The sequence below is a fragment of the Pseudomonas sp. LW8 genome (assembly GCF_041956865.1).
Lineage (GTDB): Bacteria > Pseudomonadota > Gammaproteobacteria > Pseudomonadales > Pseudomonadaceae > Aquipseudomonas > Aquipseudomonas siliginis.
The window spans coordinates 896,611-912,520 of sequence record NZ_CP168138.1; the positions used below are offsets into that span (position 1 = coordinate 896,611).

General features: G+C 59.2%; 11 protein-coding genes and 1 pseudogene. 7 read left to right on the forward strand and 5 right to left on the reverse strand.

What is annotated here, in order from left to right; genetic code table 11:
- The first annotated feature begins 27 nt into the window (after window positions 1-27).
- A complete protein-coding gene (locus tag AB9L16_RS04085; RefSeq protein WP_375123138.1) occupies window positions 28-2,580 on the forward strand; it encodes a LuxR C-terminal-related transcriptional regulator in 2,553 nt (850 codons plus the stop codon).
- Between the two features lie 153 nt (window positions 2,581-2,733).
- Window positions 2,734-6,198 (forward strand): dermonecrotic toxin domain-containing protein, encoded by a 3,465-nt coding sequence (locus AB9L16_RS04090; RefSeq protein WP_375123139.1) that lies wholly within the window; start codon window positions 2,734-2,736, stop codon window positions 6,196-6,198.
- Between the two features lie 26 nt (window positions 6,199-6,224).
- Here the strand turns inward: AB9L16_RS04090 and AB9L16_RS04095 are convergent, their stop codons facing one another.
- Window positions 6,225-7,004: an IclR family transcriptional regulator gene (locus tag AB9L16_RS04095; protein WP_375123140.1), complete on the reverse strand. Its 780-nt coding sequence runs from the start codon at window positions 7,002-7,004 to the stop codon at window positions 6,225-6,227.
- Between the two features lie 163 nt (window positions 7,005-7,167).
- Between AB9L16_RS04095 and hmgA the strand changes: the two genes are divergently transcribed.
- Genes hmgA through maiA form a run of 3 tightly spaced genes read left to right on the forward strand, consistent with a single transcriptional unit; the run spans window position 7,168 to window position 10,428 of the window.
- Window positions 7,168-8,472: a homogentisate 1,2-dioxygenase gene (gene hmgA / locus AB9L16_RS04100; protein ID WP_375123141.1), complete on the forward strand. Its 1,305-nt coding sequence runs from the start codon at window positions 7,168-7,170 to the stop codon at window positions 8,470-8,472.
- A gap of 3 nt (window positions 8,473-8,475) precedes the next feature.
- Window positions 8,476-9,780, forward strand: a complete 1,305-nt coding sequence (fahA, locus tag AB9L16_RS04105; protein ID WP_056782995.1) for a fumarylacetoacetase — start codon at window positions 8,476-8,478, stop codon at window positions 9,778-9,780.
- Window positions 9,781-9,792: 12 nt separating this feature from the next.
- Window positions 9,793-10,428 carry a maleylacetoacetate isomerase gene (gene maiA / locus AB9L16_RS04110; RefSeq protein WP_252887342.1) on the forward strand — a complete coding sequence of 212 codons (636 nt, stop codon included), beginning with the start codon at window positions 9,793-9,795 and terminating at the stop codon, window positions 10,426-10,428.
- Window positions 10,429-10,567: 139 nt separating this feature from the next.
- Here the strand turns inward: maiA and AB9L16_RS04115 are convergent, their stop codons facing one another.
- Window positions 10,568-11,371: a SirB1 family protein gene (locus AB9L16_RS04115; protein ID WP_375123142.1), complete on the reverse strand. Its 804-nt coding sequence runs from the start codon at window positions 11,369-11,371 to the stop codon at window positions 10,568-10,570.
- 184 nt (window positions 11,372-11,555) lie between these two features.
- On the opposite strand from AB9L16_RS04115, the gene AB9L16_RS04120 reads away from it, so the two are divergent.
- Window positions 11,556-12,575, forward strand: coding sequence for a Glu/Leu/Phe/Val dehydrogenase dimerization domain-containing protein (locus AB9L16_RS04120; protein ID WP_041479665.1), 1,020 nt, complete (start codon window positions 11,556-11,558; stop codon window positions 12,573-12,575).
- 155 nt (window positions 12,576-12,730) lie between these two features.
- Here the strand turns inward: AB9L16_RS04120 and AB9L16_RS04125 are convergent.
- A pseudogene (locus AB9L16_RS04125) lies at window positions 12,731-12,985 on the reverse strand (YebG family protein); the annotation flags it as partial.
- Between the two features lie 347 nt (window positions 12,986-13,332).
- Here AB9L16_RS04125 and AB9L16_RS04130 point away from each other — a divergent pair.
- Window positions 13,333-13,833, forward strand: a complete 501-nt coding sequence (locus AB9L16_RS04130) for a phosphate-starvation-inducible protein PsiE (protein ID WP_039759287.1) — start codon at window positions 13,333-13,335, stop codon at window positions 13,831-13,833.
- Here AB9L16_RS04130 and AB9L16_RS04135 read toward each other — a convergent pair.
- A complete protein-coding gene (locus AB9L16_RS04135; protein ID WP_016771632.1) occupies window positions 13,830-14,147 on the reverse strand; it encodes a DUF3509 domain-containing protein in 318 nt (105 codons plus the stop codon). The two genes, AB9L16_RS04130 and AB9L16_RS04135, sit on opposite strands and share 4 nt — an antisense overlap.
- A gap of 263 nt (window positions 14,148-14,410) precedes the next feature.
- The gene (locus AB9L16_RS04140; RefSeq protein ID WP_375123143.1) at window positions 14,411-15,787 is read right to left on the reverse strand and encodes an L-serine ammonia-lyase; all 1,377 of its coding nucleotides are present in this window, start codon (window positions 15,785-15,787) and stop codon (window positions 14,411-14,413) included.
- Between the last annotated feature and the right edge of the window lie 123 nt (window positions 15,788-15,910).

Below are 15,910 nucleotides of genomic sequence, written 5' to 3' on the forward strand. Positions count from 1 at the left end.
GCGCACAACGATAAGAAGGCTCACCCGATGACCGCCATGACCCCGTGCCTGGATCGACCCGGATTTTTGCCGAGGCTGTCTTCACATCATCAGCCTCGCAGTCGCTTGACTGCGCCTTTGCTGACATCGAACGCACGGGTCAGGCTGTTGTGCGCGCCCGCAGGCAGCGGCAAAACCGCACTGCTCACCGAATGTCTTCTTCAGGTGCGCGCGGAGTGCGAGGCAATCTGGCTGCCGCTGGCGGGAGCAGCGCTCAGCGCCGATGAATTTCGCCTGCGTCTGACGCGGGCGCTCGGGCTGGTCGAAGGCCTTGACGATACGCAGCTGATGGCGGAGCTGGCCCATTGGTCGAGGCCGACGTCGCTGTTTATCGACGATTACAGTCGGCTGCCGGATCCGGCTGTGGATGCTCTGCTGGATCGCTTGCTGGCGGTCAGCAGCCCGGCGCTCACCTGGTGGATCAGCACTCGCCGCCGGCCGCAGTGCAACTGGCCGCGCCTGTTGCTCGATGACGAACTCTACGAATTCGAGAGCGCCAGCCTGGCGCTGACTCACGATGAAGTTGTATCGGTGTTGCACCATTTGCCGCCTGACCAGGCGGACCGCGTCGCCACCCGTATCATCCAGCGTACTGGCGGTTGGTGCGCGGGGGCGCGCATGGCGCTCCTGCAGAAATGCGACTGGTCGCAAAACCTGCAACCGCAGCAGCGTGTCGACACTCTGCTCGATTATCTGCAGCATGAACTGTTCAGCAACCTGACGCCGGAGCAGGACGAGGCATGGCGTGTGCTGGCTCACCTGCCACGGTTCAATGCGCCGCTTTGCGAGCATTTGTTCGGCGCCGGCGAAGGCGCGCGGCTGCTGCACGATCTGCAGGTGTTGGGCTGCTTTATCGAGCCATGGCAGCAATCCGCTGACTGGCTCCAGGTGTTCCGCCCGCTGTCGCGAATCATCCAGGAGTCGCACTGGCCGTGTGCGCGTTCCTGGCACCGGCGCGCCTGTCAGTGGTTCAGCGCGACGCAGGATTGGCGAGCGGCGTTCGAGCAAGCGTTGTTGGCCGAGGAATACGAAACTGCCGTCAGCCTGTTGCAGCATTTCGGCTTCGAAGACTTGTTCGAAGACCAGACCGTCGTCCTGCTGTTGCGTTTGCACGAGCAGCAAAGCCAGCAGCTGACCCTGATGACACCACAGCTGATCGTGCTGGTCACGGGCGCCTTATTGTTTGCCGGCCGGTTCGAACAGGCCGGGCAATGCCTGGCTCATCTCGGCCGCTTCATGCCGCAGCCGACAGCGCAACTGGAGCAGCAACTGCTGGCCCGCTGGCAGGCGCAACAGGGATGGCTGTTTCACCTGCAAGGGCAAATGGAGCCGGCACGCGCCTGCTTTCAGGAGGCTTTGTCTGCGCTGGCTGACGAGGCCTGGCAGGCGCGTCTGATGTGCCTGTCGGGACTGACCCAGCAGGCGTTACTGTGCGGCGAGCTGGATCAGGCACATGCCCTCAACCGCGAGGCGCTCTGCCTGGCGCGGGCTCATGGCTCCTTGCTGTTCGAAGGCTTGCTTGAGCTTGACCATGCGCAATGGCTCGAGCAGCGGGGCGCGCCTTTGCGTGCCGAAAGCCTGCTGGTGGAGATCGAGCACTTGCTGCGCCAACGCGCCACACTGCCCGTGCCGCTGCTCGGCCGGATTGCCCTGCGGCGTGGACGACTGGCGCTGTGCATGGGCCTTGAAGCGCAGGCTGCGCAGTTGTTCAGCGAAGGCCTTGAAGATTGCCTGCGCAGTGCAGACAAACGAGTCTTGTATGGCTATTTGGGGCAGGCTCAACTGGCCGGCAATCGCGGCGATTATGCCTGCGCTTTCGAACGCCTGCGCGAGGCCGAAAGGGTCATGCAGCAGCGGCAGATTCCCGATACGGTCTATCGCGGTGTTGTGTTGCAGGTGAGCAGCCAGTTCTGGTTGCAGCAGGGCCGACCGCATCTTGCGCAAGAAGCGTTGAGCCGACTGTTACGGCATTACCGGGGACCTTCGGCGTTGCAGGCGCCACCCGCGACGTTCGAACTGATTATTCGCATCGAATACCTGCTGGCCTGCGCGAATGCGCAATCGGTCCCGGACGAAAGCGCTCTGTCAACCATTGAGCGATTGTTGAAGCGCGCTCAGGCCAAAGGCATGTTGGCGGCGGAAACGGAATTGTTGCTGGCCTTCGCCCAGTTGGCCGAAGCGCACGGTGACACGGCGGCGGCGCAGCAAGCGTTCCAGCGAGCCGCAACGCTGGCGGAGCGTTGCCGATTGCAGCAAGCCGTGCGCGAGTGGGAATTACGCCGAGGTAGCCTCACTGGGTCTGGCAAGGAGGTTTCTGCCTGGCCACGGGAAAACGATGATCAGGCGCCTGGCCTCAGTCGGCGCGAACGCGAAGTGCTGATGTTGATTGCTCAAGGGGCTTCTAATCAGCAAGTTGCCGAGCAACTGTTTATTTCATTACATACAGTAAAAACCCATGCGAGGAGGATTAACGGTAAGTTGGGTGTAGAACGCAGAACCCAGGCTGTGGCGAAAGCCAAGTTGATGGGGATACTGGTTTAGTTTTGTAAATTTCAGTAGCACAACATGGTGTTTGTTGTTGGGTGGCATGTTTTGTAATTTGTTCGAGCTTCATGTCGGCTGAAAAAGAAACTACCTTGCAATTATCGGCGGTGGCTGCACTTGCAGCTCTGGATAATCAAGTAAGGAAAGTTTGTGGACAAGTTATATAAAAGTTTGATGCGTGGTTCTTTCGGTGAGCAGGTTACCTGGCCGGAAGAGTGGGAAAAGGCAACACAGGCTAAAACAGATCTGTTCAAGATCATCGACGCCATGCCGAGCGTGCTGGATATTCTGCGCAACATGCTTGAAGGTGAATTGAAGCGTCTGGGCAAAACAGTTGATATCGACAAGGTCTATATCAATACGGATCCTGCTTTCCCTGCCGATGAAAATCGGCCATCAGGCACTCTTTGGGAGGTGACGGTTCATTGTCTGAATAACCATGTAAGTCCTGCCTATATTATGGGGGGCGATGGGGTTTTTGTTCTGCCGGATACGTTCAGTGAGCAATTCAAAGTCAAGGTGCTCAATACCATTGTTGTTGAAGATCTGATCGCTGCTGTAACTGCCGGACTGGAAAAAACATTGCGAGCCGAGATCGCAAAGTTCTGGGCTGCGCCAGCGAAACCCGTCCATGCCGACAATGCACCGCTGTCGAACAAACAGGCTTTCATCAAGGCCTATGCCGTGGTCACCGGTGCAGAGATGTCGCTGTCGGTCATGGCCAACAATTTCGATGCCCGATTGGGCGAGCGATTCGCTCATCTGCTGGAAGCAGATGCCGGTCGCGCAGCGTTTGAAGTCAACCTGCAACCGGCACAGGATTATCTTCTGGTGCGCCAGCCCTGTTTCGTTCTGGACAACGCCGAGCGTGCGGTCGCAGAGATGCAACTGGTCAACGAGTCGACTTCCTATCTGCTGCACACGCCGGAAAACGGCTTCGAGTTCTTTGAAAGAAATACCGATTTGCACAGCAAACTTCAGCAGAGACTTTCCCTGCGTAGCGAGCAGATCAGTTATCCAAAAGCCACGCAAAGTCCTCATGTCTTTTGTGTCGACACTCACCTCAAAGGTCAGCTTGAAAATGTTTCATCCTTGATCAGGGGCCGGGAACAACTGGAAAAACCACTGATCTCCATGCTTCAGGAGAATCAAGGCCTGCATGTGCTGCGTTACGGTATCGACACCCGTTTCTATCTGCTCTGGGCGGCACTGAAGCGCACCGACTGGCCGCTTTGGCTGCATGCCGCTGGTAGCGATGTTCAACAACGTTATAGCGAGCTTGAAGAATCCAAAGACCAGTATGAGGCTGCATATTCGAGCGCGTTCGATACGTGTTTTTCTTTCAAGGACTATGTGCTGCGCACGTTCTCCGCATGGGCGCAGAGGGCCTTTGACGAACGCCTGGATCCTGAAGCGATCAGTGTCCATAGCTCGTACACTTTGCAGATTGCCGGACGGACCATCGAGCAGGAAGAAACCCGGACGCTGACGGAGTTTCTTGTTTTCGGTCTGCACGACAATGGTTACAAAGCGACTCTGACCATCATCGGCGCTCCCGACGGAAGTCGGCTGACGGCAGTAGCGCTTGAGCAGTGGCTGGAAAATCGTAATCTGCGCCTGGAGTTTACCGGCAGTCTTGCATACTCGCCGTCGGTTGCTTGGCAGGAGGCCTATCGCAACTATCTCTTCAGCCAGATGGAGTTTGCAGTTTTTGTAGCTCGCCAGTCCGGGAAGCTGGATTCCACCGATGCGAACATCATCGCGCGAGCCATGGCCAACGACCCTGCGGTGACTATTCAGGGCTTGAAAATCAGGCTGCAAGTCCCAGCATTGAAAGATGTTCTGATGATTTCGGCCAAAGAATACGCACCGTCGCTGATGTTGGTCAAAACAGCTGACGGGCAATTCGAACTGCAGAAATTTTCCGATATCTACGCGGCGAACCGCTGGCTGGAGTCGGCATTGTCGGCGGATCGTGAATACGCCGCATTGATGATTCATCCCGACTACCTGCACGAGGCGGGTGAGTTGCTTGGCAGCGCTGGTACTCAACTGAGCTACCGCTACACGCTTGATAGCCGGCCGGTCGATCTTTATCTGAACGCCAAGGCACCTTTGGCGGACTACGTAAATGTCGCCTACCGAGCCGAAGTTGCGCTGCACAAGGCCATTGCACCGGCAGCTTATCGGGCGCTTGGCATTGAGGGGCGCAAGCGCTATTCGCGTCTGACAACCGAACTCAAGGCGCTGTCCACGGTTGATGCAAGAGACAATGGTTTTCCGACATTCGAGCAGTTCACCTATGACGCGGTGAAAGCCCAGATAGAAGACCTATTGCGTTCGCGCGGCAGCAACATTTCGGTCAATCCCGACCAGATCATTATTCAGACCGAAGAGTTTCGTAAGAGCGTTACCGACGTCTTGCTTGAGGGACTCGCTTTCGAAGCGGATCATCCGGCCTATGAAACCAAGTACAGCCCCAAATATTACTTGGTGAATGGACATCCCCTCGTTGAAAAACTGGATATCCGGGATTTGTCTTCGCTATCGAAAACCTTCCGCCCTGGTGACCGATACAGCGCGATGCTGGAAGAGCAATATCTGAACAAGGCTCATCCTGATTACGCTTTCAAGCGCGCGGTACACGCCCGGAAAATCCGCTGTGAGATGTATCGCAATGCGTTTGCCGATTTCACCAACGGCAGATTATCGACAGAGTCTTTCTCTGCTGTCCAAGGGGTCATCGATAACCTGAAAGAGAGTGGCGGTTATCAGTCGGTAGGGACCAGCACCGCCGAAGGTGATATCGGGCTGTATAAATTCAATATTGGCGCGCTGGGTCTGACGACTCCTGGGGACCGCGCGGTTGGCGGCGTTTATATTTTTCGACTGAAGTTGTCGTCAGGTTTCTTCGACTTGCTCTATACGCCTGACGCACCGGATCAAGTCAACTTCCGACCGATCGCTGAGTTCATTCCTTCGATTCGTTTTCGAAAAGGCCCATTCAGGAGCTATTACAGCGAGCGGATACTGCTGGTTGACCAGAAAGTGACCAATGACTACTTCGATAATCTGGTCGCAACGGTTGATACCCGACCGGTCATTCGCACACAGCAGCGTTCGTTACTGCCCGATCTGTTCACTTTCCATGACGAGCGAGTGCGCCGTGTATTGAGTGACATCGACGAACGGACCACCAGTCTCAACGAAATAATCGCCAGTGTGGTTTATGAAAATCTGTTGAAGGCCGCAAACATTGTCAGCCTGCTGGTGCCACCCGTAGGCACTGTGGTGGTGGCTGTGCAGGTGATGAAAAGCATCTACGACGCGTCGCAGTCGCACCGGCGCGGTGATTATTCCGCCGCGCTGGGGCATGTGCAGGATGTATTGAGCGGACTGCTGACATTGGGTCAGGCTGCAGCGGCGGGGGCGCCGGCTAAAGAACTTACCCGTGCGCAACGCTCGTTTCTCAGTCTGTTTGAAGACGCCCGCACGGTCGCGGAGCTGGTTACGTATTACACCGGCCATGAAGACCCCGCCGATGAACTGATCGGGTTCTTCAAGTCACTGATGCAAGAGGCTGAGTCTGCATTAAGCAAGACCACGGTTCGCTGAGCCGTTTCGAGCGCTCATAGTCTGATTTATCTTTCGTAACCCATGCGCCAACTCACGGCCCGGGTCGCAGCCAACAACCGCTGCGCCGCCGGGCCGTTTTCGTCGGCGTGGAACAGTGAGGTCGGGCCGACGATGGTCAGCACCGCAGCGATCTGGCCGACCGCGTTGAACACTGGCGCAGAAAGCGCATCCACACCCGGCATCAACAAACCATGCACGTGATGCAGACCGCGTTCGCGGATCTGTTCACACAGCGCTGCATAGGCTTTTTCGTCCTTGAGGGGATGCTTCTCGACAGCGATCTCCTGCTCGCGCAATTCATCGGTTTCCCGGTGCGGCAGGTAAGCGCTGAACACCAGCCCGGTGGACGAGCTGAGCAGCGGCAGCACCGAACCCAACTGCGTCACCACCGTCACCGCGCGCACCGCCGGTTCAATGTGCACGACGGTTGCGCCCTGATTGCCCCACACCGCGAGAAAGCAGGTTTCGTTGAGTTCATCGCGCAGCTCGGACAGCGGCAGGGCGGCAACTTTCAGCACGTCCATGCTGTTGAGCGCGGCCAGGCCCACGCGCAGTGCTTCGCGACCGAGGCCGTAATGGTTGGTGGCGGTGTTCTGTTCGGCAAATCCGGAGGCTATCAACGCCTGCAAATAGCGATGCACCTTGCTTGCCGGCATCTGCACATGTTCGGCCAGACGCGACAGCGAAGTCGACGGTGACAACTCGGCCAAAGCCTTGAGGATGTCGGTGCCGACTTCGGCGGAGCGGACTTTCTGTTTGCCGTTGCTGTCGTTGGTTTTTTCCATGGGGCTGGCGGTTCCGGTTCGAATGGGCGTCTTTATAGCTTGACGCTGGATAGCGAGCAAATTACGTTATGCGTAATCAGATTACGATAATAACAACCCCGGCGTGCCGAGACCTCTGAGCCAGAGCGATGGGCCACTGCCGACTCCCTGTTCAGGAGGCTCCATGAACCCCGATTCAACCGCGCAGGACCTGGTTTACCAGTCCGGCTTCGGCAACGAATTCAGCACTGAAGCGTTGCCCGGCGCGCTGCCCGTTGGCCAGAACTCTCCGCAGAAAGCCCCGTACGGCCTGTATACCGAGCTGTTCTCCGGCACCGCCTTCACCATGCCGCGCAGCGAAGCGCGGCGTACCTGGATGTACCGGATTCAGCCGTCGGCCAATCACCCGGCGTTCGTCAAACTGGAGCGGCAACTGGCCGGCGGACCTTTGGGTGAAGTGACGCCCAATCGCCTGCGCTGGAATCCATTGGAGCTGCCGACCGAGCCAACGGATTTCATCGATGGTCTGGTCAGCATGGCGGCCAACGCCGGTGCCGAGAAACCGTCTGGCATCAGCATTTATAACTACGCCGCCAATCGTTCGATGGAGCGGGTGTTCTTCAACGCCGATGGGGAAATGCTGCTGGTGCCGCAACTCGGTCGCCTGCGTATCGCCACCGAACTGGGCGTACTCGAAGTGGCGCCGCTGGAAATCGTCGTTCTGCCGCGTGGCCTGAAATTTCGCGTCGAACTGCTCGATCCACAGGCACGCGGCTACCTCGCCGAGAACCACGGCGCGCCGCTGCGCCTGCCGGATCTGGGGCCGATCGGCAGCAACGGTCTGGCCAATCCACGGGATTTCCTCACCCCGGTCGCTGCCTACGAAAACCTGCAGCAACCGACTACTCTGGTACAGAAATTCCTTGGCCAGTTGTGGGCCACCGAACTCAATCACTCACCGCTCAATGTGGTCGCCTGGCATGGCAACAACGTGCCGTACAAATACGACCTGCGCCGTTTCAACACCATCGGCACGGTGAGTTTCGATCATCCCGATCCTTCGATCTTCACCGTATTGACCTCGCCGACCAGCGTGCACGGTCTGGCCAACCTCGATTTCGTGATCTTCCCGCCGCGCTGGATGGTCGCCGAAAAGACCTTCCGGCCACCGTGGTTCCACCGCAACCTGATGAACGAATTCATGGGCCTGATCCAGGGCGAATACGACGCCAAGGCCGAAGGCTTCGTGCCCGGTGGCGCTTCGCTGCACTGCTGCATGAGCGCCCACGGCCCGGACGGCGAAACCTGCACCAGGGCGATCAACGCCGAGCTTGCACCTGCAAAAATCGATAACACCATGGCCTTCATGTTCGAGACCAGCCAAGTGCTTCGTCCAAGTCGTTTCGCCCTCGAATGCCCACAGTTGCAACCCAGTTACGACGCTTGCTGGGCGACGCTGCCCGCCACGTTCGACCCGACCCGGAGATAACCCATGACACAGAATTCCATCCCCCGCAGCTGGGTCGCTTCGGCCAACGGTCACAGCGATTTCCCCTTGCAGAATCTGCCGCTGGGCGTGTTCAGCCTCAAGGGTTCTGCGCCGCGCGCTGGCGTGGCGATCGGCGAGCACATCTTCGATTTGCAGGTGGCGCTTGAGGCCGGTCTGTTCGACGGTGTCGCACGCAGTGCGGTGGAAGCCATGCACGGCGGGCAGTTGAACGCGTTCTTTGAACTTGGCCGTGAGGCGCGGGTTGCCCTGCGCGAACGCCTGATCGAACTGTTCAGTGAAGGCAGCACCCTGCGTGGCAACATCGAAGCGCAAGGCGCGAAACTCTTGCCGTTGGCTGCCGATTGCCAGATGCACCTGCCGGCACGGATCAGCGATTACACCGACTTCTACGTCGGCATCGAGCACGCGCAGAACGTCGGCAAACTGTTCCGCCCGGATAACCCGCTGCTGCCGAACTACAAGCACGTGCCGATCGGTTACCACGGTCGCGCTTCCACGGTGCGAGCGTCCGGCACCGACGTGCGCCGGCCGAAAGGCCAGACGCTGCCGGCCGGCCAGACCGAACCGGTATTCGGTCCATGCGCGCGTCTGGATTACGAACTGGAACTGGGTATCTGGATCGGCCAGGGCAATGAGATGGGCGAGCCGATTGCCATCGGTGACGCTGCCGAGCACATCGCCGGTTTCTGCCTGCTCAACGACTGGTCGGCGCGGGATATCCAGGCTTGGGAATACCAGCCACTCGGCCCATTCCTGTCGAAGAGTTTCATCACCAGCGTCTCGCCGTGGGTGGTGACGGCTGAAGCACTGGAACCATTCCGCACGGCGCAACCGGCCCGCCCTGAAGGTGATCCGCAGCCGCTGCCGTATCTGCTCGACAAGCGCGATCAGGATGGCGGCGCCTTCGACATCGAGCTGGAAGTGCTGTTGCGTACCGAAACCATGCGCGAGCAGAACCTGCCCGCCCATCGCCTGACCCTGAGCAACACCCGCTACATGTACTGGACCGTCGCGCAAATGGTCGCGCACCACAGCGTTAACGGTTGCCAGTTGCAGGCCGGCGATCTGTTCGGTTCGGGCACTTTGTCCGGCCCGGAAAACGGCCAGTTTGGCAGCCTGCTGGAGATCACTGAGGGCGGTAAGAAACCGATCGAACTGGCTTCTGGCGAAGTGCGCAAATTCCTTGAGGACGGTGACGAAATCATCCTGCGTGCCCGCTGCGCCCGCGACGGTTTTGCCTCGATCGGCTTCGGCGAATGTCGCGGCACCGTGATCGCTGCGCGCTGACAGGAGCGGCTTATGGATCTCTATGGCTATTACCGTTCCACTTCATCGTACCGGGTGCGGATTGCGCTGGCGTTGAAGGGCCTCGATTACCAGGCGTTGCCGGTCAACCTGATCGCACCGTCGGGCGGTGAACATCGGCAACCGGCGTATCTGGCGCTCAATCCGCAGGGCCGGGTGCCGGCGCTGCGAACCGATGACGGCGCGCTGCTGATTCAATCGCCGGCGATCATCGAGTATCTGGAAGAGCGTTACCCGCAGGTGCCGTTGCTGCCGGATGATCTGCTGGCGCGCGCGCAGGTGCGCGGTGTGGCGGCGGTGATCGGCTGCGATGTGCATCCACTGCACAACGTCAGCGTGCTCAATCGCCTGCGCCAGGCGGGGCAGAATGAGGCGCAAGTGGTGGAGTGGATCAGCCATTGGATCAGCCAAGGGCTGGCAACGGTGGAGCAGTTGATCGGCGACAGCGGTTTCTGTTTTGGCGAATGGCCGTGCGTGGCAGATGTGTATCTGATTCCGCAGTTGTATGCGGCTGAGCGGTTCAACGTCAGCCTGGAGGCGTATCCGAAAATTTGCCGTGTGGCTGCGTTGGCGGCTGAACATCCGGCGTTTATCAAGGCGCATCCTGCCAATCAACCAGACACCCCGTAATTCCTGTGGGAGCGAGCCTGCTCGCGAAGACGGAGTGTCAGTGGCCTTTCATTCAGCTGACACACCGCTTTCGCGAGCAGGCTCGCTCCCACACAGGTTTGTGTGGGCCTCAAGGATGGTGGCAGCCTGCGGAAGGTAGTTAATGCACGACGGAGTTGGGCGGCAGATGGCCGAGGCGTTCGGTCAGGCGCAGGCGCTGGATCGGGTCTTCGCTGAGCAATAATGCATGCTCCAGATCGAAGCGTTCAGCGTTCGGGCAATCCAGCCGTTGATACAGACTGGCCCGGGCCATGTAATCGGAGGCCTTCGCATCGCCCAGTTCGAGCACTCGTTCTGCGTCGATCAGCGCGGCGATGTGATCGTCGTGGGTCAGGTGCAATTGGCGCAGGTTGCGTGACAGACGTTGCAGCATCTGCATTGGCGTTGCGCTCAGCAAATGTTCGGCGCTGAGCTGCATGTTCGGCCCGTATTGGCGTTGCAACAGTTCGCGACAGTCATTGGGATACAGTCGCCGCCCGCCGCAAGGGTCGAGCAAGTGGTCGGCGCCGGGTACCCGCAGCAGAAAATGTCCGGGGAAGTTGACCCCGACCAGAGGAATCTCCAACCCACGCGCCAATTCCAGTGCGATCAACGCCAATGCCAACGGCTGACCGCGTTGGGTGTGCAACACGCGATGCAGCAGCGCCGCCTGCGGGCGCAGCGGCAGGAAATCATCCTGCGCGAAACCGAGATCGACCATGCGCCGCAACAGCGGTTGTGCCAGTTCGCTGACCGGCAGCATCGGCAGCCCATAGCTGACGCGTAGTTGCAGATCCTTGAAGGTGTTCAGCCATGTCTCGGGTTCGAGGGTTTTGTCGTGCTCGGCACTTATCCACAGCGCAGCTTCCAGCAGGGCTGGCGGTGAACGATGCAGGCATTCGAAAAAGCGTTGGCGCGCACTCATCTGAATCTTCCTCCAATGCCTCGTTTTAGCCCCGTCCGGGTTGTTCGTCCAGTGTCGGGCTCACTGAGCGCGAGTTATAGCGGCGCAGCATTGTCCGCTCGGCGGCTCATGCCGGTGCGCGCCAGCAATTTTCAGGGGCAAGCCTATACTGGCGTTCTACAAGAAGTGATTCGGGAGCCTGTCGATGTTCGCTCTCATGCAAAGCACTCGCCTGGAATCGCTGCACCTGAGCGTGGACCCGGCCACCGGGTTGAAGGCGGTCATTGCCATTCATAACAGCCATCTGGGGCCAGCCCTGGGCGGGTGCCGTTACCTTGCCTATCCCAACGACGAATCTGCGGTGGAGGACGCCATTCGCCTGGCGCAAAACATGAGCTACAAAGCGGCGCTCGCCGGCCTCGCGCAAGGTGGCGGGGTGGCGGTGATCGTGCGCCCGGCCCATGTCGAGAATCGCGCCGCGTTGTTCGAGGCTTTCGGACGTTGCATCGAGCAACTCGACGGCCGCTATATCACCGCCATCGACAGCGGTACTTCAGTGGCCGACATGGACTGCATTGCCCAGCAGACCCGCCACGTTACCAGCACCACTTCGGCAGGCGACCCGGCACCGCATGCGGCCATGGGCGTGTTCGCCGGCATTCGCGCCACCGCGATGGCGCGCCTGGGCAGCGACAACCTCGAAGGTCTGCGCGTTGCCATCCAGGGGCTTGGCAATGTCGGTTTTGCGCTGGCCGAGCAACTGCACGCGGCAGGCGCCGAGTTGCTCGTCAGTGACATCGACCACGGCAAGGTGCAACTGGCGATGGAGCAGCTCAATGCTCACCCGATCGCCAACGACGCATTGCTCAGCACGCCGTGCGACATTCTCGCGCCGTGCGGGTTGGGCGGGGTGCTTAATAGTCACAGCGTTTCACAGCTGCGCTGCTCGGCGGTGGCCGGTTCGGCGAACAATCAACTTTCCCATCTGGATGTGGCGGATCAACTGGAACGGCGCGGGATTCTTTACGCGCCGGATTATGTGATAAATGCCGGCGGGCTGATTTACGTTTCACTGAAACATCGCGGTGAGGAGTTGCCGACGATTACGGCGCATCTGTCGAAAATCAGTTCGCGGCTGACCGAAGTCTTCGCCCATGCTCAGGCGGAAAAACGTTCGCCGGCGCGGGTGGCGGATGAGTTGGCCGAAAAGGTTTTGTATCGCTGAAAGCAAAAGATCGCAGCCTTCGGCAGCTCCTACATTCCGAGTGCAGGAGCTGCCGAAGGCTGCGATCTTTCTAATTACTTCGGCGCTTTCGCTGGTTTGGCTGGCTTCGCCGGCGCCTCATCAGGTTCTGCCGCTTCAGCTTTTTCGACAGGCTCGGCCGGCGCATTGATCAGCTCCGACAGCGCATCGGGCTGGCTCTTGAACGCTCTGGCGAACACATCGCGATTCTTCGCCATGTAGATCCCGGCTTCTTCCACTTGCTGTTCAGTCAGGGACGGAACGGCTTTTTGCAGCACATCGGCCAGATATTCGGCCAGTTCGAGCATTTTGTCATGACGATCAGCTTCGGCTTTATCCATGAACAAGCGCTCCAGATCTCGGCTGCTGCGGTATACCACTTCGACGGCCATTCACCACCTCACATGCCTTCACATTAAGTTGTCTTGACGACTACTGTATCCATATACAGCGAAAAGGATAAGCGAATCCCTGCGCCATGGGTAGTGGCTTTTCAATGTAGACCGGATTTGGGGTTTGTCAGGGGTACGGTGTGGCTGCTATTCGCGAGCAGGCTCGCTCCCACGGGGATTGTGCAAAGCCGCGAGCCTGCGACCAAACGCCACGGCGCGGGATTTGCGGCGGATCGCCATGATGCGTGGCCCTGAACCTGCATGAAAACCGTTGCTACAAGGCGCGCGCGCAAAACCGTCACGTGCGATACGCATCATCCGCCCGAAACGGGCTAAGGAAACTCATCGTGAAAATAAATTGGGCCGAGAAACTGCGGCGTAACGTGCATCAACTGGCCGAGTCCCTGGGCAACCTGTTCGTCGAAACCTTTCACTATCTGGCGCTGTTCGCCATCGGTGCGGTGACAGCGTGGGCGGCGGTGATGGAGTTTCTCGGGATGCTCGAAGTCGGGCACATCAAGATCGATGACATTCTGTTGCTGTTCATCTATCTGGAACTGGGCGCGATGGTCGGGATTTATTTCAAGACCAACCACATGCCGGTGCGCTTCCTGATCTACGTGGCGATCACTGCACTGACGCGCCTGCTGATCTCCAACGTCTCGCACCACAACCCGCCGGACATGGGCATTATCTACCTGTGCGGCGGCATTCTGCTGCTGGCGTTTGCGATCCTGGTGGTGCGTTACGCTTCGTCGCAATTCCCCTCAGTGAAGATCGAGAACCCGCAGCGCAAGCTCGGCACGGGCTCCAGCGAACATCCTGAAGTGGAGAAGGGCGAGCTTTAAAGGCCCGCCGCCTGGCCGGGCTGGCCCTTGACGCGTGGCGGTGGCGGGGTCAGCCCGGCGCCGCTGGTCATGGCTTCGAGAATCGACATGGCGCTGTGACCCTGTTCGATGGCGATGCCGAACTGGATGCTTTGCACCAGCCTCTTCAAACGCTCGGGATCGTTGCGCTGTTCGGCGCTGATCATGCGCTTGGCCACGATGCGCCCCGCGTTGGACAGCGTCAGCATGATGCTGCCGTCCAGGCCCTGAATGCTCAGATTGATCTGATAGTCCGGCGCGAAAGCATCGGTAATGATCTGAAATGGGTTGTCCATGATGCGTCACCGCCTGATTGAACGTGCAGTTGTTGACCGGCCATGATCTGATTTGGTTCGCAACACCAGACCACTGGCATCTCGTTCGCTGAGGTTTGCAATGTCCGTTTGCCTCAAGGGTGATGTAGCAAGGGGCATGCCGGAAAAATTGTCGAACAATAAACACGGCGAAAAAAACGGCGAGCCTCGGGGCTCGCCGTTTTTTGTAGCGCGTTTTCAGGGCAGGAATGAGCGGATGATCGCTGACAGTGCAGTCAGGCCGATCAGCACTCCACCCAGTTCACCGCCAGCCCGCCCCGCGAGGTTTCCTTGTACTTGTCGTGCATGTCGGCGCCGGTGTCGCGCATGGTGCGAATCACCCGGTCGAGGGAAATAAAGTGATTGCCGTCGCCGCGCAGGGCCATTTGCGTGGCGTTGATCGCCTTCACCGCCGCGATGGCATTGCGCTCGATGCACGGCACTTGCACCAGGCCACCGACCGGATCGCAGGTCAGGCCGAGGTTGTGTTCCAGGCCGATTTCGGCAGCGTTCTCCAGTTGCTCCGGTGTCGCGCCGAGGACGTCGGCGAGGCCGGCGGCGGCCATTGCGCAAGCCGAACCGACTTCGCCCTGGCAGCCGACCTCGGCACCGGAGATGGAGGCGTTTTTCTTGCACAAAATGCCGACAGCGGCGGCGCCCAGAAAGAACGCAACGACGTCATCGTCAGACGCATCCGGATTGAATTTCATGTAGTAGTGCAGAACCGCCGGAATGATGCCGGCGGCACCATTGGTCGGCGCGGTGACCATGCGCCCGCCGGCGGCATTTTCTTCGTTGACGGCAAGGGCGAACAGGTTGACCCATTCCATCGCCGACAGGGTCGAGCTGATCACATTCGGTTTGCCGATTTCCAACAGGCTGCGATGCAGTTTCGCCGCGCGGCGCGGTACTTTCAGACCGCCGGGCAGGATGCCTTCGTGGCGCAAACCTTGTTCGACGCACTCGCGCATCACTGACCAGATGTGCAGCAGGCCTTGGCGAATCTCGGCATCGCTGCGCCAGGCGCGTTCGTTGGCCATCATCAGTTCGGACACGCGCAGATTGTGCTTTTTGCACAAAGCGAGCAGTTCGGCGGCGCTGGAAAAATCGTAGGGCAACACCACGTCGCTGGTTGGCGCCACGCCAGATTCGGCTTCAGCCGCTTCGACGATGAAACCGCCGCCCACCGAGTAATAGGTTTGCGCGAACAGCTCGGCGCTTTCGCCAAAGGCGCTCAGCGACATGGCGTTGGGGTGGTAGGGCAGGCTCTCGTCGAGCAGCAGCAGATCGCTCTGCCAGTCGAACGCAATCGAGCGTTGACCGGCGAGGGACAGTTGTCCGGTTTCGCGCAGTTGCTGGATGCGTGGATCGATGGTCGAAGGATCGATGCTGTCCGGCCACTCGCCCATCAGGCCCATGACCGTCGCGCGATCGGTGGCATGGCCAACGCCGGTCGCAGACAGTGAGCCGTACAGACGGATTTCCACCCGTCGCACGTCATAGAGCAGATGCTGGTCGATCAGGGCCTGGGCAAAGGTCGCCGCTGCACGCATCGGGCCGACGGTATGGGAACTGGACGGGCCGATGCCCACTTTGAATAGATCGAAAACACTGATAGCCATGCTAAACCCTTACAAGCAATGGAGTAGGAATCGCTGCCATTTTTTGTCGGACAAGCGCAATGTCGGCGATACTGCCTGCCTCGCTTCGAGGTGACCAACGAAACCTCCTAAGACAGCCTTTAG